Source organism: Cupriavidus phytorum (genome assembly GCF_003254285.1).
Lineage (GTDB): Bacteria > Pseudomonadota > Gammaproteobacteria > Burkholderiales > Burkholderiaceae > Cupriavidus > Cupriavidus phytorum.
This window is the reverse complement of the sequence record NZ_QKZN01000001.1, coordinates 556,983-580,752: the sequence shown is the minus strand read 5'-3', so window position 1 is coordinate 580,752 and position 23,770 is coordinate 556,983. Positions and strand designations below refer to the sequence as shown.

Here is a 23,770-nt window from a genome sequence, read left to right as displayed (position 1 = left end):
GGAATTCTGCCCCGTTTGCGCACAGACGGATTGGACCGAACCACCACAGATGCCGATGCCCACCAGTCTCCCCGAACCCCAGGCCGTTTCAGATTCCGTCACCCGCAGCGCGATATTCCTCGTCGCAACGATTGCCGATGGCAGCGACCACGCCGAAACCGTGCGAGCATGGTGTGCCGACGTCGCCGCAGTGGTGCGCGCAGTCGGCCATCGCGTGCCGGACGGCAACCTGTCCTGTGTCTGCGGCTTCGGCTCGGACGCATGGGACCGGCTCTTCGGCACGCCCCGACCCGCTGCGCTGCGCCGCTTCCGCGAGTTCGGCACTGGCGAGCGCATGGCCCCGGCAACGCCGGGCGATCTGCTGCTGCACATCCGCGCCGAAGCGATGGATCTTTGCTTCGAACTGGCCACGCAGCTGCTCGGCAAGCTGGGCGACGCGGTGCGCGTGGTCGACGAGGTGCATGGCTTTCGCAACTTCGACATGCGCGCGATGATCGGCTTTGTCGATGGCACCGAGAACCCGACCGGCCGCGAAGCCGTCGACTTCACGGTGATCGGCGACGAAGATGCGGAGTTCGCGGGGGGCAGCTACGTCATGGTGCAGAAGTACTTGCACGACATGGCCGGATGGAACGCGCTGCCGGTCGAGACCCAGGAGCTGATCATCGGGCGCAAGAAGCTGTCGGACATTGAACTGGACGCCAGCGTCAAACCATCCAATTCGCACAGTGCACTGACCACGCTCGATGAAAACGGGCAGGAAGTGAAGATCCTGCGCAACAACATGGTGTTCGGCCGGCCCGGCGCCGGCGAGTTCGGCACCTACTTCATCGCCTACGCCCGCTCGCCGGCACCGATCGAGCAGATGCTAGAGAACATGTTCGTCGGCCGGCCTCCTGGCAACTATGACCGGCTGCTCGACTTCAGCCGGGCCGTCACCGGCGGCCTGTTCTTTGTTCCATCGGCCGAATTGCTGGAAGCGTTGGCGGACCGCGGCGCGCCCGCCGCCGTTGGTCCACGTTCAGCATCCTGAGCATGCGGCATCGCCATCCGTGCTTCGCCCCATGAGCGGCCCCGCGCAGACCGGCATTGGCGCGCGCATCGCCCCGCCCCGCTTTCTGCTGTGCGGCGCCCTGTTGCTTGTCGCGGCCGCCGCTGCGTGGGCGCTTGGCGCCGAGCCGCGCATCGCGCTGCTGATTGGCTTTGACCTCGCCGCCCTGGTATTCCTGGGCGCCGCGCTGCCGCTGTTTCGCGCCGATCCCGCGGCGATGCGGCGCACGGCGGAACGCAACGATGCCAACCGCGCGGCGCTGTTGACGATCTCGGTGCTGCTGTCGCTGGTGATCCTGTTCGCGATCGGCACGCTGATCGCCCGTCCCGAGACGCCACATTGGATCGACGTGGTGCTGATTGTGACCACGCTCGTGCTGGCCTGGCTGTTCGCCAACACCGTGTTCACGTTGCACTATGCGCATCTGTTCTACCTGCAATCCGCCAACGGCGATCAGGGTGGCCTCGAGGTGCCGGGCGTGCGCGAGCCCGATTATTGGGACTTCCTGTACTTCAGCCTCACGCTGGGCATGACGTTCCAGACGTCCGACGTCACCATCACCGGTGCGCATATGCGCAAGGTTGTGCTTGGCCATTGCGTGGCCGCATTTCTCTTCAACATGGGGATCCTGGCCTTCACGGTGAACGCACTGGGCGGCTTGTAAAGGAAGACGGCGGCACGCCCGGTTTGCCAGGAAAATTGCCGCGGCGGCCCCGGTCCATCCAGCGCGATCGCGGCCGCCCATGGCGTGATTACCCGCCCAGCTCCTGGAAGGCGTGACCGTTGGCCTCCAGCTCTTTCAGGGCCCCGGGCGGCAGCTCGGTCTCGGTGACCGTCCCTTCGAGCTGCCACTGACTGGCATCGGCCAGGTCAGGAAGCCCCGCGCCCTTGCGCACGTAGAGTCCCAGCGTGGGTTTCCGCAGATTGATGTAAAAGTCGAAGTCCTGCATGGGTACCTCCTGCATGAGTTTCCTGCACCATTGCTGCCGCGCTTACGCGGCGTCCCCGGCGGCAATGGCGCCATCTCCCTTCCTGGGCGCCGCAGCCCTGGCGCTTGCCTTGGCGCCCCTGGGCTTGCGGGCCGCTTCGAGCTTCCTGAAGGTCGCCGCGTCGCTGCTCTGGTCGTAGCCGACCTCGACCGTATCGCCGGATGCCAGCTTGTCGCCCAGGATCTCCCGGGCCAGCGTGGTCTCGACCTGCTGGCGAATCTGCCGCCGCAGCTCGCGCGCGCCGAACTCGGGTTGGTAGCCCACCTCCACCAGATGCTCGACCAGCGCAGTATCGAAGCTGACCGTGATGCCTTGCGCGGCGGCGGTGCGCGCCACGCGCTCGAGCTGGATCTGCACGATGGCACGGATGTTCTCGCGCGAGAGCGCATGGAACACGATGATGTCGTCGATGCGATTGAGGAACTCCGGCCGGAAATGTCCCTTCAGCACCTTCATCAGCGCTGCGCGCAAGGCCTTGTCATCCATGCGCGAGGCCTCGGGCTGCTCGAGGTTCTCCATGATGATCGGCGCGCCCAGGTTGCTGGTGGCGATGATGACGGTGTTGCTGAAATCCACCACGCGGCCCTTGCCGTCGGTCAGGCGGCCGTCGTCGAAGACCTGCAGCAGCACGTTGTACACGTCGGGGTGGGCCTTCTCGATCTCGTCCAGCAGGATCACGCTGTAGGGCTTGCGCCGGACCCGCTCGGTGAGCTGCCCGCCCTCGTCGTAGCCGACGTAGCCCGGCGGCGCGCCGATCAGCCGCGCCACCGCATGGCGCTCCATGTACTCGGACATGTCGATGCGGATGATCGCCTGCTCGTCGCCGAACACGGTTTCCGCGAGCGCCTTGGCCAGCTCGGTCTTGCCCACGCCAGTCGGCCCGAGGAAGAGGAAGGTCGCGATCGGCCGGCTGGCCTGCCCCAGCCCCGCGCGCGACAGGCGCACCGCATCGCTGACCGCGACCACGGCGTCGTCCTGCCCCACGACGCGCTCGCGCAGCCGCTCCTCCATCTTCAACAGCTTCTGGCGTTCCTCCTGCGTGAGGTCGGTCACCGGAATGCCGGTCAGGCGCGACACCACCTCGGCAATGGCCGCGACCGTGACTTCCAGCGTTTCGGAGCCGGTCTTGCGCTGCCAGGCCTCGGTCAACTCATCGAGCCGCTGTTGCTTGCCGGTGATACGGTCCTCGAAGCCCTTGGCCTCGTCAAAGCGCTTGCGCGACGCGGCATAGTCCTGCTCGCGCTTGAGTTGCGCTATCTCCGCCTCCAGTTCCTGGATCTCGGCCGGCCGCGAGGTCGAGCCGATCCGCACGCGCGCCGCGGCCTGGTCGATCAGGTCGATGGCCTTGTCCGGCAGGAAGCGCGACGTGATGTAGCGGTCCGACATCTCCGCCGCGGCGACAAAGGCGTCGTCGGCAAAGGTGACCTGGTGGTGGGCTTCGAGCTTGTCGCGCAGGCCGCGCAGGATGACGATGGTCTGCTCCACGGTGGGCTCCGGCACCAGCACCGGCTGGAAGCGCCGTTCCAGCGCCGCGTCCTTCTCGATGTACTTCTGGTACTCGTTCAGCGTGGTCGCGCCGATCAGGCTCAGTTCGCCGCGCGCCAGCGCGGGCTTGAGCACGTTGGCAATGTCCAGGCCGCCCTCGCCGCCGCCCTGTCCGGCACCGACGATGGTGTGCAGCTCGTCGATAAACAGGATCAGTTCATCGTTCCGGGCGGTGACTTCATCGATCAATTGCTTGGCTCGCTCCTCGAACTCGCCCCGGTACTTCGCCCCCGCCACCATGGCATTGAGGTTTATCTCGACCAGGCGCTTGCCGCGCAGCACTTCCGGCACGTCGCCGTTGACGATGCGCTGCGCCAGCCCTTCGACGATGGCGGTCTTGCCCACGCCGGGCTCGCCGATCAGCACCGGGTTATTCTTTTTGCGCCGCGCCAGCACCTCGATCGTGTTCTCGATCTCCTGCGCCCGGCCCAGCACCGGATCGAGCTTGCCCTGCCGCGCGATCGCGGTCAGGTCGCGTCCGAACTTGTCGAGCGTGGGCGTGCCCGTCGGCGTGTCGACGCGGCCGTCTTCCGCCCCCTTGCCTACCACCTTCACCACCTTCTGGCGCAGCGCCTCGGGCGTGACGCCGTACTTCTTCAGCAGCGTCCCGGCGATACTGTCGGGCACCGAGGCCAGCCCGATCAGCAGGTGCTCCGGGCCAACGTAGGAATGCCCCAGCTCGCGCGACGCCTGAAACGCATACTGGAACGCCTTCTTCAGGCGCGGCGAGATCGTCATCCGGTCGACCGCGACGTCCGGCGCGGCGCTGCCGGTTTGCGCATGCGCGTCGATATAGCCGCGCAGGTCCTGCGGCGAGAGCTTGAGTTCCTTGAGCAGCGCAACGCAGACATCGGTATCGGACAGCACATAGAGCAGGTGCTCGGTGTCCAGTTCATTGCGCCGCAGCTCATGGGCCTTTTCCGCCGCGCGCTGCAGCAACTCCAGCGTCTGTTCGCTGAAGGCGTCGGTCACGTCGACGGATTCGCGTGGCACTTCGGCCGCGAATCCGCCGTGCGCCTCGTCGTCCGTGCCATTGCCGAGGCCGCCGAAGAAGCGTGACAAGCCGCCCCCGCCCAGCAGCGAATCGAACGGGTTGAGCATGTCCTGGTGGCGCAGCAGCTGCCGGTAGTCGTAATCGCAAATGGACATGGACTTGCGCTGGCCATCCTGAACCACCGTGACGCGCGCCACGGCCGGGCGCGCATTGCAGATTTCACATAGGGTCGGCATGATGGGCTTTCCTCCACAGAAAGGTCGCGTTCTGCGTCAACGAAACGCCGCGTCACGCCGCCGGTGCGGCTTGCCGCGGCGCGTGGAATCAAGGAAAAAAGGCGTGGCGCGCCATTACGTCACCGCCGAGCGCAGCGCGCGCACCGGCACGGACTTGTAGGATGGCGTGCCGCTGTCCTCGTCGATGTAGTCGAGCGGCACCAGCTTGTTGGCCTCCGGATAGTAGGCGGCGACCGAGCCCGGCGCAATCTCGTATTCGATCGCGGTCAGTTTGTCGAAACGCAGCTGCCGGCCCGCCGCAATGGTCTCGATATCGACCAGGTCGCCATGTTCCAGGCCGCGCGCCGCCAGGTCGGCCGCGTTCATGAACAGCACATCGCGGCGCCCGAACACGCCCCGGTAGCGGTCATCCATGGCGTAGATGGTGGTGTTGTACTGGTCATGGCTGCGGATCGTCACCAGCCGCAGCACATCGTCGGCATGGACCTGTTTGTCTTCCTGCAGTCCCTTGAACACGTAGAACTCCGCCTTGCCCGACGGTGTTTCCCATCTGCGTTCGGTCGGCGGCAACGGCATGCGGAATCCGCCAGGCACGCGCACGCGCGCGTTGAAGTCCTCGAAGCCCGGCACGGTCCGCTCGATCAGGTCGCGGATCCGGTCATAGTCGGCCACCAGCGCCAGCCACGGCACCTTGCTGTGCGGCAGGGTGGCGGTGGCAATCCCCGCAACGATGGCGGGCTCCGAGCGCAGCCACGCGGACGCCGGCGCCAGCCTGCCGGCCGAGGCATGCACCATCGACATCGAATCCTCCACCGTGACCGATTGCGGCCCGGTTTCCTGCACATCGAGTTCCGTGCGGCCGAGGCAGGGCAGCAGATATGTCTCCCGCGCCACCAGCAGGTGGGTGCGATTGAGCTTGGTGCCGACGTGGACGCTCAGGTCGAGCTTGCCCATTGCCGGGAAGCACTGGTCCGGGTCGGGCAGCGCGACCGCGAAGTTTCCTCCCAGGCAAAACAGCGCCCTGGCGCTGCCGTCGATCATCGCCTGCATGGCCCTGACGGCATCGTGCCCGTGTGCCGCCGGCGGACGGAAGCCGAACGTGTCCGCGAGCCGCTGCAGGAAATCCGCCGAGGGCTTCTCGGTGATGCCGACGGTCCGGTTGCCCTGCACGTTGGAGTGGCCGCGCAACGGACAGATGCCGGCGCCCGGCTTGCCGAAGTTGCCGCGCAGCATCAGCAGGTCGCACAGCAGGCGGACATTGGCCGTGCCTTCGTTGTGCTGCGTCACGCCCATGCCGTAGGTGACGATGGTGGCGTTCGACTTCGCATAGGCCGCCGCGACCCGTTCCAGGTCGGCACGCGCCAGGCCGCTGGCCTTTTCGACATCCGCCCATTCGGTCGCCGCCAAGTCCTCCGCCAGCGCGGCAAAGCCCTCGGTGTGGCCGGCAATGAAGTCGTGGTCCAGCACGTTGCCGTGGGTGGCTTCCAGCTCCAGCAGTGCTTTCATGACCCCCTTGATGGCGGCGGCATCGCCGCCGGCCCGCACCAGGAAGTATGACGACGCGATCCGGGTGGAGCCATAGGTCGCCATCTCCAGCATGTTCTGCGGGTCGGCGAAGCGCTCGAGCGCGCGTTCGCGCAGCGGGTTGAACACCAGGATCGGCACGTTGCGCCGCGACACCTCGTGCAGCGTTCCCATCATGCGCGGATGGTTGGTGCCCGGGTTGTGGCCGATCGAGAGGATCAGCTCGCAGCGGTCGAAATCGTCCAGCGACACGGTGCCCTTGCCGATGCCGATCGAGCGCGGCAGGCCGACGCTGGTCGGCTCGTGGCACATATTGGAGCAATCGGGGAAGTTGTTGCTGCCGTACTCGCGCGCAAACAGCTGGTACAGGTAGGCGGCCTCGTTGGACGCACGTCCCGAGGTATAGAACTCGACCTGGTCCGGCGCCAGCCCGCGCAGGATTTCGCCGATGCGGGCGAATGCGGTTTCCCATTCCACCGCGCGGAACGTATCGGTGGCGCGGTCATAGACCATCGGATGGGTCAGGCGGCCGAAGTCCTCGAGCTCGTAGTCGGTCCGGTTCAGCAGCGCCGATACCGTGTTGGCCTCAAAGAACTCAGGCGGCACGCGCTTGGTCGTGGCTTCCCAGGTCACGGCCTTGGCGCCGTTCTCGCAGAACTGGAAGGTGGACTTGTGCTCCTTGTCGGGCCACGCGCAACCGGGGCAATCGAAGCCATCGGGCTGGTTGGTCCGCATCAGCGTGATCGGGGCCTTGACGGTATCCATCTGCGTGCGGATCGCCGTGGCAGTTGCCTTGAGCGCGCCCCAGCCTCCGGCGGGGCCGTCGTATTTGCGGATACCGGGTACATCGCGTAGCTTGGCCATGATTGCTCCTTGTGCCGCGCCGAAGGGGCGGCGTTGCAGTGGATGACGCGCGTTACTGTTACCGCTTGCTGCTGGTGTGCTCCCCTCTCCCGCTTGCCGGGGGTGAGGGCAGGCGCTGGCATACCGGCAGGCTTGACTTCGTTGATGCTCCGGCCCTCACCCCCACCCCTCTCCCGCGAGCGGGAGAGGGGAGCGTATGCGTGGGGTGGTGGTACTGCGCGCGCCGTTCAGCGATACAGCCCCGCCATCTTCTCCATCGCCACCGGCTTGATCCGCCCCGCCTGCCCGGCGCAGCCGAACGCCTCGAAGCGCAACTTGACCACGCCCCGTGCGCCCTTCTTCGCCGCCAGCAACGCCTTGCGCGGATCGAACTCGCTGCGGTCTTCGGCCAGCGACTTGCGGATGGCGCCGGTCATGGCCAGGCGAATGTCGGTGTCGATGTTCACCTTGCGCACGCCGTTCCGGATGCCGCGCAGGATTTCCTCGACCGGCACGCCGTAGGTCTCCTTGATGTCGCCGCCGTACTGGCGGATGATTTCCAGCCATTCCTGCGGCACCGAGCTCGAGCCGTGCATCACCAGGTGGGTGTCGGGAATCTGCTCGTGGATCGCGCGGATGCGGTCGATCGCCAGGATATCCCCGGTGGGCTGGCGCGAGAACTTGTAGGCGCCGTGGCTGGTGCCGATGGCGATGGCGAGCGCGTCCACGCCGGTGCGGGCGACGAAGTCGCGCGCCTGCGCCGGGTCGGTCAGCATCATGTCGTGCGACAGCGTGCCCGCCGCGCCCACGCCGTCTTCCTCGCCCGCCTGGCCGGTTTCGAGCGAACCGAGGCAGCCCAGCTCGCCCTCCACCGAGACGCCGACCGCATGCGCCATCTCGCACACGCGCCGCGTGACGTCGACGTTGTAGTCGTAGTCGGAGGGCGTCTTCATGTCCTCGCGCAGCGAGCCGTCCATCATCACGCTGGTGAAGCCCGAGCGGATCGACGCCTGGCACACCGCGGGGCTGGAGCCGTGGTCCTGGTGCAGCACGATGGGAATGTCGGGATGGGTCTCGGCGGCGGCCAGCACCATATGGCGCAGGTAGGCCTCGCCCGCATATTTGCGGGCACCGGCCGAGGCCTGCAGGATCACGGGGCTGTCGGTTTCCTCCGCCGCTTCCATGATGGCGTGGATCTGTTCCAGGTTGTTGACGTTGAAGGCCGGCACGCCGTAGCCGAACTCTCCCGCGTGGTCGAGCAGCTGGCGCAGGGATATGAGTGCCATGATGAGTCTCCTAAGCTTGATGCGGATGGGGTGAGCGATCAGGCGGCCGCGCGCTGTGCCAGCACGGCCAGTGCGGGCAGCGTCTTGCCTTCCAGGAATTCCAGGAACGCGCCGCCGCCGGTGGAGATATAGCCCACGCGGTCGGCAATGCCGTACCTGGCGATGGCGGCCAGCGTGTCGCCGCCGCCGGCGATCGAGAACCCCTTCGATTCGGCGATGGCCTGCGCCAGCACCCTGGTGCCGTTGCCGAACTGGTCGAACTCGAACACGCCTACCGGGCCGTTCCAGACGATGGTGCCGGCGGCCTTCAGTTGCTCGGCCAGCATCGCGGCGGTCTTCGGACCGATGTCGAGGATCATGTCGTCATCGGCCACGTCCTTGACGTCCTTGACGGTGGCCGCGGCGGTGGCGCTGAATTCCTTGGCGCAGACCACGTCGACGGGGATGGGCACCGAGGCGCCGCGGCTGGCCATGATGTCGATGATGGCCTTGGCGTCGCCGACCAGGTCGGCTTCGGCCAGCGACTTGCCGATCTTCAGGCCGGCGGCCAGCATGAAGGTGTTGGCGATGCCGCCGCCGACGACCAGGTGGTCGACCTTGTCGGCCAGCGACTTCAGGATGGTCAGCTTGGTCGAAACCTTGGAGCCGGCCACGATCGCGACCAGCGGGCGCGCGGGCTGGCCCAGGGCCTTGCCCAGCGCGTCGATCTCGGCGGCCAGCAGCGGGCCGGCGCAGGCGATCGGCGCGTATTTTGCGATGCCGTGGGTGGTGGCTTCGGCACGATGCGCGGTGCCGAAGGCATCGTTGACGTAGACATCGCACAGGCGCGCCATCTTCTGCGCCAGTTCGTCGCTGTTCTTCTTCTCGCCCTGGTTCATGCGGCAATTTTCCAGCAGCACCACCTGGCCGGGCGGCACCTGGAAGCCGCCCTCGATCCAGCCGGACAGCAGCGGTACCTGGCGGCGCAGCAGTTCCGACAGGCGGCGCCCCACCGGCGCCAGGCTGTGGCGCGGGTCGGGCTGCCCTTCCTCGGGCCGGCCCAGGTGCGAGGTGACCATCACCGCGGCGCCCGCCTGCAGGCAGGCCGCGATCGCGGGCACGGAAGCGCGGATGCGGGTGTCGTCGGTGATCTGTCCGGCGGCGTCCTGCGGGACGTTGAGGTCGGCGCGGATGAAGACGCGCTTGCCGGCCAGCCCGCCATGGGCGAGCAGCGCGGCCAGCGTGTGCGGCGCCGGGGATTGCGGTAGCGTGTGCGCAGCATGGGATTCGCTCATCATGGCCTCCTGCTAGCGGGCACTGGCCAGCGCCACCGCGGTATCCAGCATGCGGTTGGAGAAGCCCCATTCGTTGTCGTACCAGGCCGAGACCTTGACCAGCGTGCCGTTGACCTTGGTCAGGGTGGCGTCGAAGGTGGACGAAGCCGGGTTATGGTTGAAATCGACCGAGACCAGCGGCGCCGCGTTGTAGTCAAGGATGCCGTTGAGCTCCCCTTGCGCCGCGGCCTTCAGGATGCCGTTCACTTCCTCGACGGTGGTGGGCCGCGCGGCGTCGAAGGTCAGGTCGACCAGCGACACATTGATGGTCGGCACGCGCACCGCAAAGCCGTCCAGCCGCCCGTCCAGTTCCGGCAATACCAGCCCCACCGCGGCGGCGGCGCCGGTCTTGGTGGGGATCATCGACATGGTGGCCGAGCGCGCGCGGCGCAGGTCTTCGTGGTAGACATCGGTCAGCACCTGGTCGTTGGTATAGGCATGCACCGTGGTCATCAGGCCGTTCACCACGCCCAGCTTTTCATGCAGCGGCTTGACCAGCGGCGCCAGGCAATTGGTGGTGCACGAGGCGTTGGAAATGACCGTGTCGGTCGCCTTCAGCACGTGGTGGTTCACGCCGTAGACGATGGTGGCGTCGACGTCCTTGCCGCCGGGCGCGGAGATGATCACCTTCTTCGCGCCGCCCGTCAGGTGTGCCGAGGCCTTGTCCTTGGTGGTGAAGAGGCCGGTGCATTCCATCACCACATCGACGCCCAGCTCGCCCCACGGCAGTTCGGCGGGATTGCGCTGGGCCAGCACGCGGATGCGGTCGCCGTTGACGCGGAATGCATCGCCGTCGACCGCGACTTCGCCGGGAAAGCGGCCGTGGACGGTGTCGTACTGGGTCAGGTGGGCGTTGGTGGCGGCGTTGCCGAGGTCGTTGATGGCAACGATCTCGATATCGTGCCGCTTGCCGCCTTCATAGTGGGCGCGCAGCACATTGCGCCCGATGCGCCCATAGCCATTGATGGCAACTTTGATAGTCATGCTGTCTCCATGTCGTTGTCTTGAATCCTTGCCAGCATTGCCCGCGGACGGACAGAAGTTCAGGCGGCCGGCGCCAGCCGTACCGGCGTCAGCAGCGCCGGCAATGCCTCCAGCGAATCGATCAGCGCATCGGGCCCCAGAGCGGCCGGCCCGCAGGGCCCGGCGTAGCCATAGCGCACCAGGCACACCGGCATGCCGGCCGCACGTGCCGCCTGCACGTCCACCTCGGAATCGCCCACCAGCACGCCCAGTGCGGGATCGACGTCGAGCAGGCGGCAGGCATGGCGCAGCGGTTCCGGATCGGGCTTCATCTGCGCAATCGAATCGCCGGCGACCAGCACTTCCAGATAGGCGGCCAGGCCGGTCATGGCCAGCAGCGGCACCGCCAGCGCGCGCGGCTTGTTAGTGACGCAGGCAAGGCGGTAGCCCTCGCGCCTGAGCGCATCCAGGCCCGCTTGAACGCCCGGGAACACGGTCCCGAGGCGGCCGTTGGTGTCGGCATAGTGGCGGTGGAACAGCGCCACGGCATCGGCGGCGTCGACGCGCGTGTCGAGTTGCGCGGTCTCCAGCACGCGCCGCACCAGGTTGGGCACGCCGCGCCCGATAAAGCCCGCGACGGTATCGAACGGCAGCGGCGTGCTGCCGAGATCCACCAGCATCCGGCTGGCGGCGCCGACGATGTCCGGCGCGCTGTCGACCAGCGTGCCATCGAGGTCGATCAGCACCGCGGCGCAGGGCATGGCATTGATGGAATGGATGGCATGGGTAGTCATCACGCGTCCTCCAGCACGGCCAGCGCGGCCGCCGCGACATGATCCGGGGTCAGGCCGAAGTGCTGGTACAGCGACTCGGCGGGTGCCGACTCGCCGAAGGTGTCGAGGCCCAGCGCCCTGCCCCGCTCGCCCACCACGCCGCGCCAGAACCAGGTGCTGCCGGCCTCGACGCTGACCCGCGGCACGCCCGGCGGCAGCACCGTGTCGCGGTACGCCGCGTCCTGTGCGTAGAACAGCTCGACGCAGGGCATCGACACCACGCCCGCGGCGATGCCGGCATCGGCCAGCTGCGCGGCCGCGCGCATGGCGATTTCCACCTCGGAGCCGGTGGCGACCAGCACCACGCGTGGTGCCGGCACAGCACGCAATACGTAGCCGCCGCGCGCGATCGCGTCGCGCTGCGCCGCATCGCGCGCGAACGGCGTCAGCGCCTGGCGCGACAGCACCAGGCAGGTCGGGCCATCGTCGCGCCGCAGCGCGGCCAGCCATGCGCAAGCGGTTTCGGTGCCGTCGCAGGGACGCCAGACCCGGTTGTTGGGGATCAGCCGCAGGCTGGCGGCGTGCTCCACCGGCTGGTGCGTGGGGCCGTCCTCGCCCAGGCCGATGGAGTCATGGGTCAGCACGTGGACCACGCGCAGGCGCATCAGCGCGGCCATGCGGATGGCGTTGCGCGAGTAGTCCGAAAAAGTCATGAAGGTGCCGCCGTAGGGAATCAGCCCCCCATGCAGCGCAATGCCGTTCATCACCGCGGCCATGCCGAACTCGCGCACGCCGTAGCTGACGTAGTTGCCGTGGCCGGCATGGTTGACCCAGACCGAGGCCTTGACGTTGGTCAGGTTGGAGCCGGTCAGGTCGGCCGAGCCGCCCAGCAACTCGGGCAAGGCGGGGGTCAGCGCCTCCAGGCACAGCTGCGAGGCCTTGCGCGTGGCGATCTTGTCTTGCAGCGGCGAGGGCGCATCCAGCAGCGCCAGCAGCTGCGCATCGAAGCCCTCGGGCAGGCGGCCGTGGACGCGCCGCACAAAGGCATCGGCCAGTTCCGGATACGCGGCGCAATAGCCGGTAAAGCGCGCCTCCCATTCCGCCTCGCGCGCGGCGCCTTGCGCGCGCGCATCCCAGGCGTCGGCCACATCGGCCGGCACCGTAAACGGTGGCGCTTCCCAGCCCAGCGCCGCGCGCATCGCATCGATTTCGGCAGGGCCCAGCGGCGCGCCATGCACGTCGTGGCCGCCGGCCTTGGCCGGTGCGCCCTGGCCGATCACGGTGCGGCAGCAGATCAGCGTGGGCCGGTCGCGCTCGGCCTTGGCCGCATGCAGCGCGGCGTCGATGGCGTGCGCGTCGTGTCCGTCGACTCCGGCGATCACATGCCAGCCGTAGGCGGCAAAGCGCTGCGGCGTATCGTCGGCAAACCACCCGGCCACGTCGCCATCGATGGAAATGCCATTGTCGTCGTACAGGCAGATCAGCTTGCCCAGCTTGAGCGTTCCCGCCAGCGAAGCGGCCTCGTGGCTGAGCCCTTCCATCAGGCAGCCATCGCCGAGGAACACATAGGTGTGGTGATCGACGATGTCGAAGCCGGGCTGGTTGAAGGTGGCGGCCAGCAGCTTTTCCGCCAATGCCATGCCGACGGCATTGGCCAGCCCCTGCCCCAGCGGCCCGGTGGTGGTCTCGATGCCGGGCGTCACGCCCACTTCCGGATGGCCCGGCGTGATCGCGTGCAGCTGGCGGAACTGGCGCAGCTGCGCCATCGGCACGTCATAGCCGCTCAGGTGCAGCAGCGCATATAGCAGCATGGAGGCATGACCGTTGGACAGCACGAAGCGGTCGCGGTCGGGCCAGGCCGGGTTGGCCGGGTTGTGGCGCAGGTGGCGCCGCCACAGCACTTCGGCCATCTCGGCCATGCCCATCGGTGCGCCGGGGTGGCCGGACCTGGCCTGCTCCACCGCGTCGGCGGCGAGGAAGCGCAGTGCGTTGGCGCAGCGCGCCGCGGAGTCGATGCGTTCGGGTGCGTTCATCTCGGCTCCTTACTGGGTCGCGCGCTTGCGGCGCTCCATCATGCGCAGCACGAAGGGCGTGAAGATCAGCTGCATCGCCAGTTCCATCTTGCCGCCGGGCACGACGATGGTGTTGGCGCGCGACATGAAGGAGTCGTGGATCATGCTCAGCAGGTACTGGAAGTCGATCCCCTTGGGGTTGGCAAAGCGGATCACCACCATGCTTTCGTCGGGCGCGGGAATCTCGCGCGAGATGAACGGGTTGGAGGTGTCCACGCACGGCACCCGCTGGAAGTTCACATGGGTGCGCGAGAACTGCGGGCAGATGTAGTTCACGTAGTCCGGCATGCGACGCAGGATGGTGTCGGTCACGGCCTCGGTCGAATAGCCGCGCTGCTTCTTGTCGCGCCACAGTTTCTGGATCCACTCCAGGTTGATCACCGGCACCACGCCGATCAGCAGGTTGGGATACCGCGCGACATTGACCTCGTCGGTGACCACGCCGCCATGCAAGCCCTCGTAGAACAGCAGGTCAGTGTCTTCCGGCAGCGGCTCCCACGGCGTGAAGGTGCCTGGCTCCTGCCCGAACGGCGCCGCCTCCTCGGGGCTGTGCAGATAGTGCCGGTGCATGCCGGTGCCGGTTTCCGAATAGGAGCGGAACAGGCCTTCCAGCTCGCTGAACAGGTTGTTCTCTTCGCCGAAGTGGCTGAAGTTCATGTTGCCGGTGCGCTCGGCCTCGGCCATCTTGATCTTCATCTCGGCGCGGTCGTAGCGGTGGAAGCTGTCGCCTTCGATCACCACCGACTTCACGCCCTCGCGCCGGAAGATGTTTTCGAAGGTACGGGTCACCGAGGTGGTGCCTGCGCCGGAAGAGCCAGTGATGGCGATGATGGGATAACGTTCTGACATGGCAGGGGCCTCAGGCGGACGCGCGGAACAGGCTGCGCTCGTTGAACAGGGGATTGGGAAGCTCGGGGTCGGTCTGCTCGTTGTGGTAGCGCTCGATCCGCTCCACCTCATGGCGCGAGCCGAAGATCACGCCGATCCTCTGGTGCAGCGCGCCCGGCGCCACCGACATCAGCGCCTGGCGCCCAGTGCTGGCGCGCCCGCCGGCCTGCTCCATCAGGAACGCGATCGGATTGGCTTCATAGAGCAGGCGCAATCGCCCGGGCCTGTCCGGATCCCTCGTGTCGCGCGGGTACATGAAGACGCCGCCGCGCATCAGGATGCGGTGCGCCTCGGCCACCATCGACGCGATCCAGCGCATGTTGAAATCCTTGCCCCGCGGCCCGGTCTGGCCGGCCAGGCACTCCGACACGTATTGTTTGATGGGTGCTTCCCAGAAGCGGCTGTTCGAGGCGTTGATGGCGAATTCCCGGGTATCGGCGGGCACGGTCAGGTTCGGATGCGTGAGGAAGAACTCCCCCAGGTTCGGATCCAGCGTGAAGCCATTGACTCCGTTGCCGACCGTCAGCACCAGCATCGTGGTGGGTCCGTAGAGCGCATAGCCCGCCGCGACCTGGGCGGTGCCGGGCTGCAGGAAGGACTGCTCGGTGACGTCGGCGGTGCCCTCCGGCGCGCGCAGCACCGAGAAGATGCTTCCCACCGAGACATTGACGTCGATGTTGGAGGAGCCATCGAGCGGATCGAATACCAGCAGGTACTTGCCGCGCGGGTATTGCGCGGGGATCTGGTACGGCGCCTCCATTTCTTCCGACGCCATGCCGGCCAGGTAGCCGCCCCACTCGTTGACGCGCAGGAAGGTGTCATTGCTGAGCACGTCCAGCTTCTGCTGCACCTCGCCCTGCACGTTGATGGCCGCGCCGGCTGAGTCGGGGCCGCCGGCCCTGCCGTGCAGGCCGCCCAGCGCGCCGAAGGCCACGGCGCGCGCGATCTCCTTGCACGCCATGGCGACATTGAGGATCAGGCCGTTGAAGCCGCCGCTGGCGTCCGGGTAGCGGCGGCGCTGCTCGATCAGGAACTGCGTCAGGGTCATCCTTTGCACTTCAGGCATGACAGGTCTCCTCTGGATTGGCTATGTGTTCTTGTGGGGTGCCGCTTGCCCGCTACGTGGCGGCGGCCTCGCGCAGGCGCCGCAGGATGCCCGCGTAGCCGCCATCGACATCCGGCGCGCCGAACACGGCGCTGCCCGCAACGAAGGTGTCGGCGCCCGCGCGCGCAATCGCGCCGATGTTGTCGGCCTTGACGCCGCCATCGACCTCCAGCCAGACCTCACGCCCGCCGGCCGCCTGCTGCCGGTCTATGCGTGCGCGCACCTGGCGCACCTTGTCGAGCACGCCGGGAATGAAGGCCTGGCCGCCGAAGCCCGGGTTCACGCTCATCAGCAGCACCAGGTCGAGCTGCGCCAGCGTGTGGTCGAGCCAACCCAGCGGCGTGGCCGGGTTGAGCACCAGCCCGGCCTTGCAGCCGTGATCGCGAATCAGGCCGATGGTGCGGTCCACATGGCGGCTCGCTTCCGGATGGAAACTGATGATCCCTGCGCCGGCGCGGGCGAACAGCGGGATCAGTGCGTCCACCGGCTCCACCATCAGGTGCACGTCGATGGGAACCGAGACGAGCGGCCGGATCGCCTCGCACACCATCGGCCCGATGGTCAGGTTGGGCACGTAGTGGTTGTCCATCACGTCGAAGTGGATCAGGTCCGCGCCGCCGGCCTCGACCGTGCACACCTCTTCGCCCAGCCGCGCAAAGTCGGCCGACAGGATGGACGGCGCCAGGCGCACGGCCCGTTGGTCGTTGCTATGCATGTCAAGCTGCCTCGAACAGGGTGCCGCGATGCCAGTTGCGCAGTGCGCCCAGGTCGACCCAGCGCTGCGCTGCGCCCGGCAGTTGCTGCGGCAGCGGCTGCCCCGGATCGCCCAGGTGCGGCAACACCAGCAGCGCGCCGTCGAAGCGCTCGTGCGCGGTGTAAGCGCTGGGCGTGACCAGGGTGGCAATGCCGGCCGCCTGCGCGGCACGCAGGCCGTTTTCCGAATCCTCGAGCGCCAGGCACTCCGCCGCTTCCACGCCAAGCCGCTCCAGCACGGCCAGGTAGACATCCGGCGCGGGTTTCTTGACCGCGGTCGTGCCGGCATCGCAGATGGCGGCGAAGCGCGCGCGCCATTCCGCACCCAGCGGCGTGCGCAGCAGCACGTCCAGGTTGGCCGGCGTGGTGGTGGTGGCAATGGCGATGGGCACGCCGGCGCGGCCGGCCTCGTCGATCAGCCGCGCAATGCCGGGGCGCAGCGGCAGCTGGCCGCTGCCGACCAGTTCGGCGTAGTGGCGGGTCTTGACGGCATGCACCGCGTCGATCGTTTCCCCGACCTTGCAGCCGCGCGCCTCTTCCGGGTCGACCATGCGCCAGTAATGCAGCAGCCGCTCCTTGCCGCCGGCCACCCTGAGCAGGCGCGTGTAGAGGGCTTCGTCCCAGCACCAGTCCAGGCCGACTTCGGCAAAGGCGGCATTGAAGGCCCGCAGGTGCGCGCTCTCGGTATCGGCAAGCGTGCCGTCGACATCGAAGATCAGGGCTTTCATGGCTTACTCCGCGGCCTGAGGCTGCGAAAACACGCGGCTGGCGAGCAGGTCGCCGGCCGTGATGGTGGTCAGGGCACGGTCGTCCACCGCCGTGCCGGGCTGGTCCAGCAGGCGCGAGGCATGGCGCAGACGCGCGCGGTCGAGCGCATTGCGCACGCTGCGCGCATTGGCGAAATGCGGTTGCGCCATGCGCCGGGCCAGGTAGTCGGCAAACACGGCCCGGCTGTCGTCGTCGAACTGGTACTGCATCTCGTCCAGCATCAGCTCGGCGATGCGGCGCAGCTCGTCGAGCTGGTAGTCGGGGAAATCGATATGGTGGGCAACGCGCGACGACATGCCCGGGTTGGACTCGAAGAAGCGGTCCATGCGGTCCTTGTAGCCGGCCAGGATCACCACCAGGTCTTCGCGGTGGTTCTCCATCACCTGCAGCAGGATCTCGATCGCCTCCTGGCCGTAGTCGCGCTCGTTCTCCGGGCGGTAGAGGTAGTAGGCCTCGTCGATGAACAGCACCCCGCCCATGGCCTTCTTCAGGATCTCCTTGGTCTTGGGAGCGGTATGGCCGATGTACTGGCCGACCAGGTCGTCGCGGGTCACCGCCACCAGGTGGCCGCGCCGCACGTAGCCCAGCTGGTGCAGGATCTGCGCCATGCGCATGGCCACGGTGGTCTTGCCGGTACCGGGATTGCCGGTGAAGCACATGTGCAGGCTGGGCGCGCCCGCGCTGAAGCCGCGCGCGGCGCGCAGCTTGTCCACCAGCAGCAAGGCGGCGATATCCCGGATGCGCGCCTTCACCGGCTTCAGCCCGATCAGCTCGCGGTCGAGCTGCGCCAGCAGTTCGGTGATGCCCGAGCTGGCCAGCGATTCGGCGAGAGATCCCGGCACGGCTGCGGGCGCCGCTGAGGGCAAAACACCAGTCGACTGCAGCGGCGCAGTGGTTTCGGGTGCGGACATGACGGCTCCCTGAGAGTCAATCGATCAATCGGTTCGCAGATTTCGAGGCGCAGCGTCCCCCCGGCACGCGGCGATCAAGCCGCGCGGCCGCGGGAACGCAGCGTCAGGAAATCGCTGGCGGCAGCGCCGTGGCGGCGCTGCGCGGCTCAGCCGGTGCCGCTCAGTAGCGGCTGCCCTCGGGCCGCGCCTGCACCGCGTAGCTCTCGATCGAGTAGCGCAGCGTGCGACCCGGCTCTTCCTGCCGCACCAGGCGGAAGCCCGGTTCGTCGGCGGGACGATTGACGATGAACGACATCACCACCGATTCCACCGTATGCGTCGAGTCGAAGGCCGTGACGCGGATGTAGTGGTTGGGGAAGGTGCTGCGCGCGTTGTTGATCTCCAGCAGGATGCCGGCGGCATCGCGCAGGTCGAACATCGGCAGCCCGAACATCTCCCAGTAGGTATTGCGCGGGTGCGGGTCGTCGGTGTACTCGATGCCGACCGCCCAGCCCTTGTTCAGGCAGTATTCGAGCTGCTTCATGATCTGCTCGTCGGTCAGTTCGGGCAGGAAGGAAAAGGTGCCTTGTGTGATACGCATGATGTCCTCTCGTTCTGTGGTGTTCGCGGTGGTGGCTTGCAGCCAGGGTCAGGCCACCGAGGCGGTGGGCACGAAGTCCGAGGTATCGGTCGGCGTGTAGTTGAAGGTGATGTCGCCCCAGGTATCGAGCGCGGCGCGCAGCGGCCCGCACCAGCGCGCGGCATCGCGCAGGATCTCCGGCCCTTCGTTGAGGATGTCGCGTCCCTCGTTGCGCGCCAGCACCATCGCTTCCAGCGCGACGCGGTTGGCGGTGGCGCCCGCCTGGATCCCCTGCGGGTGGCCGATGGTGCCGCCGCCGAACTGCAGCACCACGTCGTCGCCAAACAGGCTGATCAGCTGGTGCATCTGGCCGGCGTGGATGCCGCCCGAGGCCACCGGCATCACCTTGCGCAGCGAGGCCCAGTCCTGGTCGAAGAACAGCCCGCGGGTCAGGTCGGTATGGGTGTAGGCATCGCGGCAGACGTTGTAGTAGCCCTGCACGGTCAGCGGATCGCCTTCCAGCTTGCCCACCGCGGTGCCGGTGTGCATGTGGTCCACGCCGGCCAGGCGCAGCCACTTGGCGATCACGCGGAACGACACGCCGTGGTTCTTCTGGCGCGTGTAGGTGCCGTGGCCCGCGCGGTGCAGGTGCAGGATCATGTCGTTCTGGCGGCACCAGTTGCTCATCGACTGGATGCAGGTCCAGCCCACGATCAGGTCGACCATGATGATGACCGAGCCTAGCGACTTGGCGAACTCCGCGCGCCGGTACATCTCTTCCATGGTGCCGGCGGTCACGTTGAGGTAGCTGCCCTTGACCTCGCCGGTGGCGGCCGAGGCCTTGTTGACCGCGTCCATCACGAACAGGAAGCGGTCGCGCCAGTGCATGAAGGGCTGCGAGTTGATGTTCTCGTCGTCCTTCATGAAGTCCAGGCCGCCCTTCAGGCCCTCATACACCACGCGGCCATAGTTGCGGCCTGACAGCCCCAGCTTGGGCTTGGTGGTGGCGCCCAGCAGCGGGCGGCCGAACTTGTCCAGGCGCTCGCGCTCGACGATGATGCCGGTCGACGGGCCGGCGAAGGTCTTCACATAGGCCACCGGGAAGCGCATGTCTTCCAGCCGCGCCGCCTTGATCGGCTTGAAGCTGAACACGTTGCCGATGATCGATGCGGTCAGGTTGGCGATCGAGCCTTCCTCGAACAGCGACAGGTCATAGGCCACGTAGCAGAAGAACTGCTCCGGGTTGTTCGGCACCGGATCGACCCGGTAGGCCTTGGCGCGGTACATGTCGCACGCGGTCAGCCGGTCGGTCCACACCACGGTCCAGGTGGCGGTCGACGATTCACCGGCCACCGCCGCGGCCGCCTCGACCGGGTCCACGCCGTCCTGGGGCGTGATGCGGAACAGCGCCAGCAGGTCGGTGTCCTTGGGCTCGTAGTCCGCGTCCCAGTACCCCATTTCCTTGTACTTCATGACGCCGGCGTCATAGCGCTTGCGCGGCTTGGCCTGGACCGGTTCGGGTGCGTTCATGCTTGTCTCCTTGCGTGGTTGAGCGTTCGTGGCTGCTGCGTTGATGCAAAGATATAAGCGCACCTCTATAAGGTAAATTCAGATATTCTTAGTCACCGCATAAGCAATCCCTTAAGTGCGCACCAGAGCGCACCTCACGGGACCGACGAAAAGCCGCCCCCACTGCCCATGTCCTTCCTGCGCGCCCTCACCCTTCGCCAGTTGCAGATCTTCGTCACCGTGGCCAGGCACGCCAGCTTTGTGCGCGCGGCCGAAGAGCTGCACCTGACCCAGCCCGCGGTATCGATGCAGGTCAAGCAACTGGAATCCGTCGTGGGGCTGTCGCTGTTCGAACGCGTCGGCCGGCAACTGACGCTGACCGAACCCGGCGACCGCCTGCTGCACCATGCGCTGCGCATCCTGGGCGAGGTCAAGGATGCCGAGGAAGGGCTGCAGGCCGTCAAGGACGTCGACCGTGGCTCGATCACGATCGGCCTGATCAGCACCGCCAAGTACTTCGCGCCCAAGCTGCTGGCCGGCTTTACCGCGCTGCACCCGGGCGTGGAACTACGCATCGCCGAAGGCAATCGCGAAACCCTGCTGCAGCTGCTGCAGGACAACGCCATCGACCTCGCCCTGATGGGCCGCCCGCCGCGCGAGCTGGACGCCGTGTCGGAACCCATCGCCGCGCATCCGCACGTACTGGTGGCGTCGCCGCGGCACCCGCTGCACGACGCCGCGCAGTTCGATTTGCAGGAGCTGAGGCACGAAACCTTCCTGCTGCGAGAACCCGGCTCAGGCACCCGTACCGTCGCCGAGTACATGTTCCGCGACCACCTGTTCACGCCGGCCAAGGTGATCACCCTCGGCAGCAACGAGACCATCAAGCAGGCGGTGATGGCCGGCATGGGCATCAGCCTGCTGTCGCTGCACACCATGGCGCTGGAGCTGCGCACCGGCGAGATCGCGCTGCTGGACGTGACCGGCACGCCGATCGAACGCATCTGGCATGTCGCGCATATGGCCAGCAAGCGGTTATCGCCGGCGGGTGAGAGTTGCCGGGCTTATCTGCTGGAGCATGCGGCGGAGTTTTTGGGGAAGGAGTTTAGTGGGTTGTTGGCGAGGAGGCGCGGGGGGCGGTGAGGGTATTCGACGGGGTCGGACATCGCGATCCGGCCGATCGCAGGCTTGGCGACATCGACCGATGTCCAGGATGTGGGGAGCTACGAATCCGATCCGGAGTTCCCAACGAGCGGTTCCAGCATGTGGCTGCCCGCTTCCCGCCACAGGGAACACCAGTGCTGCGCTGCCGTCCGCCGGCAGACCGGCATGATGCGCGCTTCGATCACGGCCTCCGGGAAGGCGGCACGGTGCAGCCACACTACGACTCCATGGTGGCAAGCTGGTGGCGCATGGACTCGCCGAGACAGACTACCGGGACCTCGGCCTGGCCTGCGGCATTAGCGTCTCGGCCAAAGGATCAATTGCGTATTGCGAAAACTGGCGATCAGGGCATTGTCGCCCCCGCGACGGACCTCGGCATCCCAGACCTGGGTGGTGCGTCCTTTGTGGATGGGTCGCGCGGTGCAAACCACGATGCCATCGCGCGCCGTTCCAAGCATGTTGCTCTTGAGTTCCACGGTGGTGAACCCACTGGCCCCTGATGGCAAGCTTCGCACGGTTCCGTAGCCGCAGCACGTATCCGCGAGCGAGACCACCGTTCCCGCATGCAAGTAGCCATTCCAGGCTTCCAGGGCGCGACGCACTTCAAGCGTAGCCACCACCTCATCTGGCTCTACTTTGACAAAGCACATGCCAAGCAGACCAGGCAGATAGTCGGCACCGGCCGCATTCCATTCTTCCAGCGTAACGGGAGGAGCAATGTCCATTAGTCACCTCGATGCCTGACAGGAGCAGTCCGACATTCTACGGCCTTCTCGGCCAGCTAGCGCGACCATATCCGGCGCCGCCCGGATCCGCGTCATCCTGTCCTGGCCAGGCTTCGGTTATCCGCGTCGTGCAGAGCGTCTTTTTGCTGAACTGGCGCCGCCCTCTGCTGTAGTCAAAGATGGCGCGGCTTTACTCTCGGTCTCGCTCGCCTGCTGCTTGACGCCAGCGATGATCAGCTCCAGCCCCGTACTGAAGCGTGCATCGAAATCGGTAGAAAAGATCGCCTCGCGCGCAGCAAAATTCCTCGGATAGCTGCGCTTCGCCAGTTCCTCGAAGGCAGACTTGCGTGAAGCGACATCGAACTCGCCGTGGGGTCCGAGTGCCTGTTCTTCCATCACAAAACCCAGGATGTAATAGAGCACGCTGAAGGAATACGTCGAAGCACGGGACAGATCGACGCCGGCCAGCGCGAATGCTTCCAGCATCGACTCGTTGATGCGCAGCACGTTGTCCGACACGACATACGTTCCCGCAAAGACACGGGCACCATCACGGTGCTTCAGTAGCGCCTGCCGCAGGGCCGCGGCAATTTGTCTGAGCCGGCTGTCCCATGCCTGATCCGGGCCCTGGGGCAGGACGACATTCATCACGAGCGCGTCCGCCATAGCATCAATCAGTGCCTGTTTCCCGCTGAAATGCCAATAGAGCGAGGGCGCCTGTATGTCGAGGACCAGCGCCAGCTTGCGCAGCGTTAACCCATCAAGGCCCTCCTGATCCAGAAGGTCTAAGGCAGCCCGAATGACCTGGTCACGTTGAATCTTTGGAGCTTTCATTCACATCGGTGTTTGCAATCTAACACTGTTAGTGTACCATCAGCCTCGATTACCTAACGGTGTTAGGTTTCGAGCCCGCTGAGCCACGCCGCGCAGACGAGCGCCGCTGAGCGAGAGATGGCAGGAATAACCAAGGAGGCAGCAGATGACGCATGAGGACCGGAAGCGCTTCACGGAAGATCAGGTCAAACGGTTGGCGGGCGGGCTTCGATTCGGGAGCTGGACGGAGGAGGAGAAGATCGCGCTTGCATGTCGCATGCTGGCGCTCGAAGGGCACTCGCGCACACTCGCGGGGCAAATTACGGTGAGAAGCGACGGGGGCACGTTCCTGACAACGCCACTGGCGTTGGGTTTCGACGAGATCGACGCCGACCAGATCATTCGCATCGACGAATCGATCAACGTCATCGATGGCAAGGGCGCTGCCAATCCAGCGATCCGGTTTCACCTTTGGATATACCGCGAGCGTCCGGACGTCAATTGCATCATCCATACACACCCGCCTTACGTATCGGCCCTGTCCATGACCGGGACGCGCTTGCGCATGGCCCACATGGATGCCACGCCGTTTGCCGATGACTGCGGCTTTCTTGCTGAATGGCCCGGACTGCCGATCGCCGACAGCGAAGGCGAGATCATTGCCACGGCGCTCGGAAAAAACCGCAGCGTGCTGCTTGCCCATCACGGTTTTCTCTGCGCCACCGGGTCCATCGAGGAGTCGGCTTATCTGTCGATGCTGATCGAGAACGCTGCGCAGCTGCAACTGATGGCTGAGTCGGCTGGTTCGATTACTGAACTCGACCCGGACCTTGCAAGGGAGTCACATGACTTTCTGCTACGCCCGGAAATCGTCCAGGCAAGCTTCGCCATGTTCGCCCGACGGGCACTCCGCACAAGTTTGCCAACGCCATGGGGTAGCCGTACGTCCTGAAGCTCCGCTGAACAACGACTTCCAACCCAAGAAC

At 66.5% G+C, this 23,770-nt stretch carries 21 protein-coding genes; 4 read left to right on the top strand and 17 right to left on the bottom strand.

Translation table 11 applies throughout. The annotated features are described in order from the left end of the window. Positions 1-55 precede the first annotated feature (55 nt). Together C7416_RS02500 and C7416_RS02495 are read left to right on the top strand one after the other, a co-directional pair. Positions 56-1,033, top strand: a complete 978-nt coding sequence (locus C7416_RS02500) for a Dyp-type peroxidase (protein ID WP_111517472.1) — start codon at positions 56-58, stop codon at positions 1,031-1,033. Positions 1,034-1,064: 31 nt separating this feature from the next. Continuing rightward, positions 1,065-1,715: a DUF1345 domain-containing protein gene (locus C7416_RS02495; protein ID WP_111516960.1), complete on the top strand. Its 651-nt coding sequence runs from the start codon at positions 1,065-1,067 to the stop codon at positions 1,713-1,715. An 88-nt stretch (positions 1,716-1,803) separates the two neighbouring features. Here the strand turns inward: C7416_RS02495 and C7416_RS02490 are convergent, their stop codons facing one another. From C7416_RS02490 to C7416_RS02420, 15 genes are all read right to left on the bottom strand, one after another. Continuing rightward, the gene (locus C7416_RS02490; RefSeq protein WP_111517471.1) at positions 1,804-2,001 is read right to left on the bottom strand and encodes a hypothetical protein; all 198 of its coding nucleotides are present in this window, start codon (positions 1,999-2,001) and stop codon (positions 1,804-1,806) included. Between the two features lie 42 nt (positions 2,002-2,043). Next, positions 2,044-4,815, bottom strand: coding sequence for an ATP-dependent Clp protease ATP-binding subunit (locus C7416_RS02485; RefSeq protein WP_111516959.1), 2,772 nt, complete (start codon positions 4,813-4,815; stop codon positions 2,044-2,046). Between the two features lie 114 nt (positions 4,816-4,929). Further along, positions 4,930-7,203 (bottom strand): FdhF/YdeP family oxidoreductase, encoded by a 2,274-nt coding sequence (locus tag C7416_RS02480; RefSeq protein ID WP_111516958.1) that lies wholly within the window; start codon positions 7,201-7,203, stop codon positions 4,930-4,932. 227 nt (positions 7,204-7,430) lie between these two features. Then, positions 7,431-8,468, bottom strand: coding sequence for a class II fructose-bisphosphate aldolase (gene fba / locus C7416_RS02475; protein ID WP_025584705.1), 1,038 nt, complete (start codon positions 8,466-8,468; stop codon positions 7,431-7,433). Positions 8,469-8,506: 38 nt separating this feature from the next. Beyond that, a complete protein-coding gene (locus C7416_RS02470; protein WP_111516957.1) occupies positions 8,507-9,745 on the bottom strand; it encodes a phosphoglycerate kinase in 1,239 nt (412 codons plus the stop codon). Positions 9,746-9,754: 9 nt separating this feature from the next. After that, positions 9,755-10,765 carry a type I glyceraldehyde-3-phosphate dehydrogenase gene (gene gap, locus C7416_RS02465; protein WP_111516956.1) on the bottom strand — a complete coding sequence of 337 codons (1,011 nt, stop codon included), beginning with the start codon at positions 10,763-10,765 and terminating at the stop codon, positions 9,755-9,757. Positions 10,766-10,824: 59 nt separating this feature from the next. Then, on the bottom strand, positions 10,825-11,538 hold the full coding sequence (gene gph, locus C7416_RS02460) for a phosphoglycolate phosphatase (protein ID WP_111516955.1): 714 nt from the start codon (positions 11,536-11,538) through the stop codon (positions 10,825-10,827). Then, entirely contained in the window at positions 11,538-13,550 is a 2,013-nt protein-coding gene (tkt, locus tag C7416_RS02455; protein ID WP_111516954.1) for a transketolase, read from the bottom strand. The genes gph and tkt overlap by 1 nt, the downstream gene beginning before the upstream one ends. A gap of 9 nt (positions 13,551-13,559) precedes the next feature. Continuing rightward, positions 13,560-14,438 carry a phosphoribulokinase gene (locus tag C7416_RS02450; protein ID WP_111516953.1) on the bottom strand — a complete coding sequence of 293 codons (879 nt, stop codon included), beginning with the start codon at positions 14,436-14,438 and terminating at the stop codon, positions 13,560-13,562. 10 nt (positions 14,439-14,448) lie between these two features. After that, positions 14,449-15,543: a class 1 fructose-bisphosphatase gene (locus tag C7416_RS02445; RefSeq protein ID WP_111516952.1), complete on the bottom strand. Its 1,095-nt coding sequence runs from the start codon at positions 15,541-15,543 to the stop codon at positions 14,449-14,451. Between the two features lie 52 nt (positions 15,544-15,595). Beyond that, the gene (gene rpe, locus C7416_RS02440; protein ID WP_111516951.1) at positions 15,596-16,297 is read right to left on the bottom strand and encodes a ribulose-phosphate 3-epimerase; all 702 of its coding nucleotides are present in this window, start codon (positions 16,295-16,297) and stop codon (positions 15,596-15,598) included. Between the two features lies 1 nt (position 16,298). Then, complete coding sequence (locus C7416_RS02435; protein WP_111516950.1) at positions 16,299-17,063, bottom strand: HAD family hydrolase; 765 nt, start codon at positions 17,061-17,063, stop codon at positions 16,299-16,301. Between the two features lie 3 nt (positions 17,064-17,066). After that, entirely contained in the window at positions 17,067-18,014 is a 948-nt protein-coding gene (gene cbbX / locus C7416_RS02430) for a CbbX protein (RefSeq protein WP_181461129.1), read from the bottom strand. 160 nt (positions 18,015-18,174) lie between these two features. Next, entirely contained in the window at positions 18,175-18,594 is a 420-nt protein-coding gene (locus C7416_RS02425) for a ribulose bisphosphate carboxylase small subunit (protein WP_111516949.1), read from the bottom strand. Positions 18,595-18,642: 48 nt separating this feature from the next. Beyond that, positions 18,643-20,103, bottom strand: a complete 1,461-nt coding sequence (locus C7416_RS02420) for a form I ribulose bisphosphate carboxylase large subunit (RefSeq protein WP_111516948.1) — start codon at positions 20,101-20,103, stop codon at positions 18,643-18,645. 168 nt (positions 20,104-20,271) lie between these two features. On the opposite strand from C7416_RS02420, the gene C7416_RS02415 reads away from it, so the two are divergent. Further along, complete coding sequence (locus tag C7416_RS02415) at positions 20,272-21,225, top strand: LysR family transcriptional regulator (protein WP_111516947.1); 954 nt, start codon at positions 20,272-20,274, stop codon at positions 21,223-21,225. A gap of 317 nt (positions 21,226-21,542) precedes the next feature. Here C7416_RS02415 and C7416_RS02405 read toward each other — a convergent pair whose 3' ends face one another. Next, positions 21,543-21,971 carry a PaaI family thioesterase gene (locus C7416_RS02405; RefSeq protein WP_111516946.1) on the bottom strand — a complete coding sequence of 143 codons (429 nt, stop codon included), beginning with the start codon at positions 21,969-21,971 and terminating at the stop codon, positions 21,543-21,545. 117 nt (positions 21,972-22,088) lie between these two features. Then, positions 22,089-22,805: a TetR/AcrR family transcriptional regulator C-terminal domain-containing protein gene (locus C7416_RS02400; protein WP_111516945.1), complete on the bottom strand. Its 717-nt coding sequence runs from the start codon at positions 22,803-22,805 to the stop codon at positions 22,089-22,091. A 145-nt stretch (positions 22,806-22,950) separates the two neighbouring features. Between C7416_RS02400 and C7416_RS02395 the strand changes: the two genes are divergently transcribed. Next, on the top strand, positions 22,951-23,736 hold the full coding sequence (locus C7416_RS02395; protein ID WP_111516944.1) for an aldolase: 786 nt from the start codon (positions 22,951-22,953) through the stop codon (positions 23,734-23,736). The last annotated feature ends 34 nt before the right edge of the window (positions 23,737-23,770 follow it).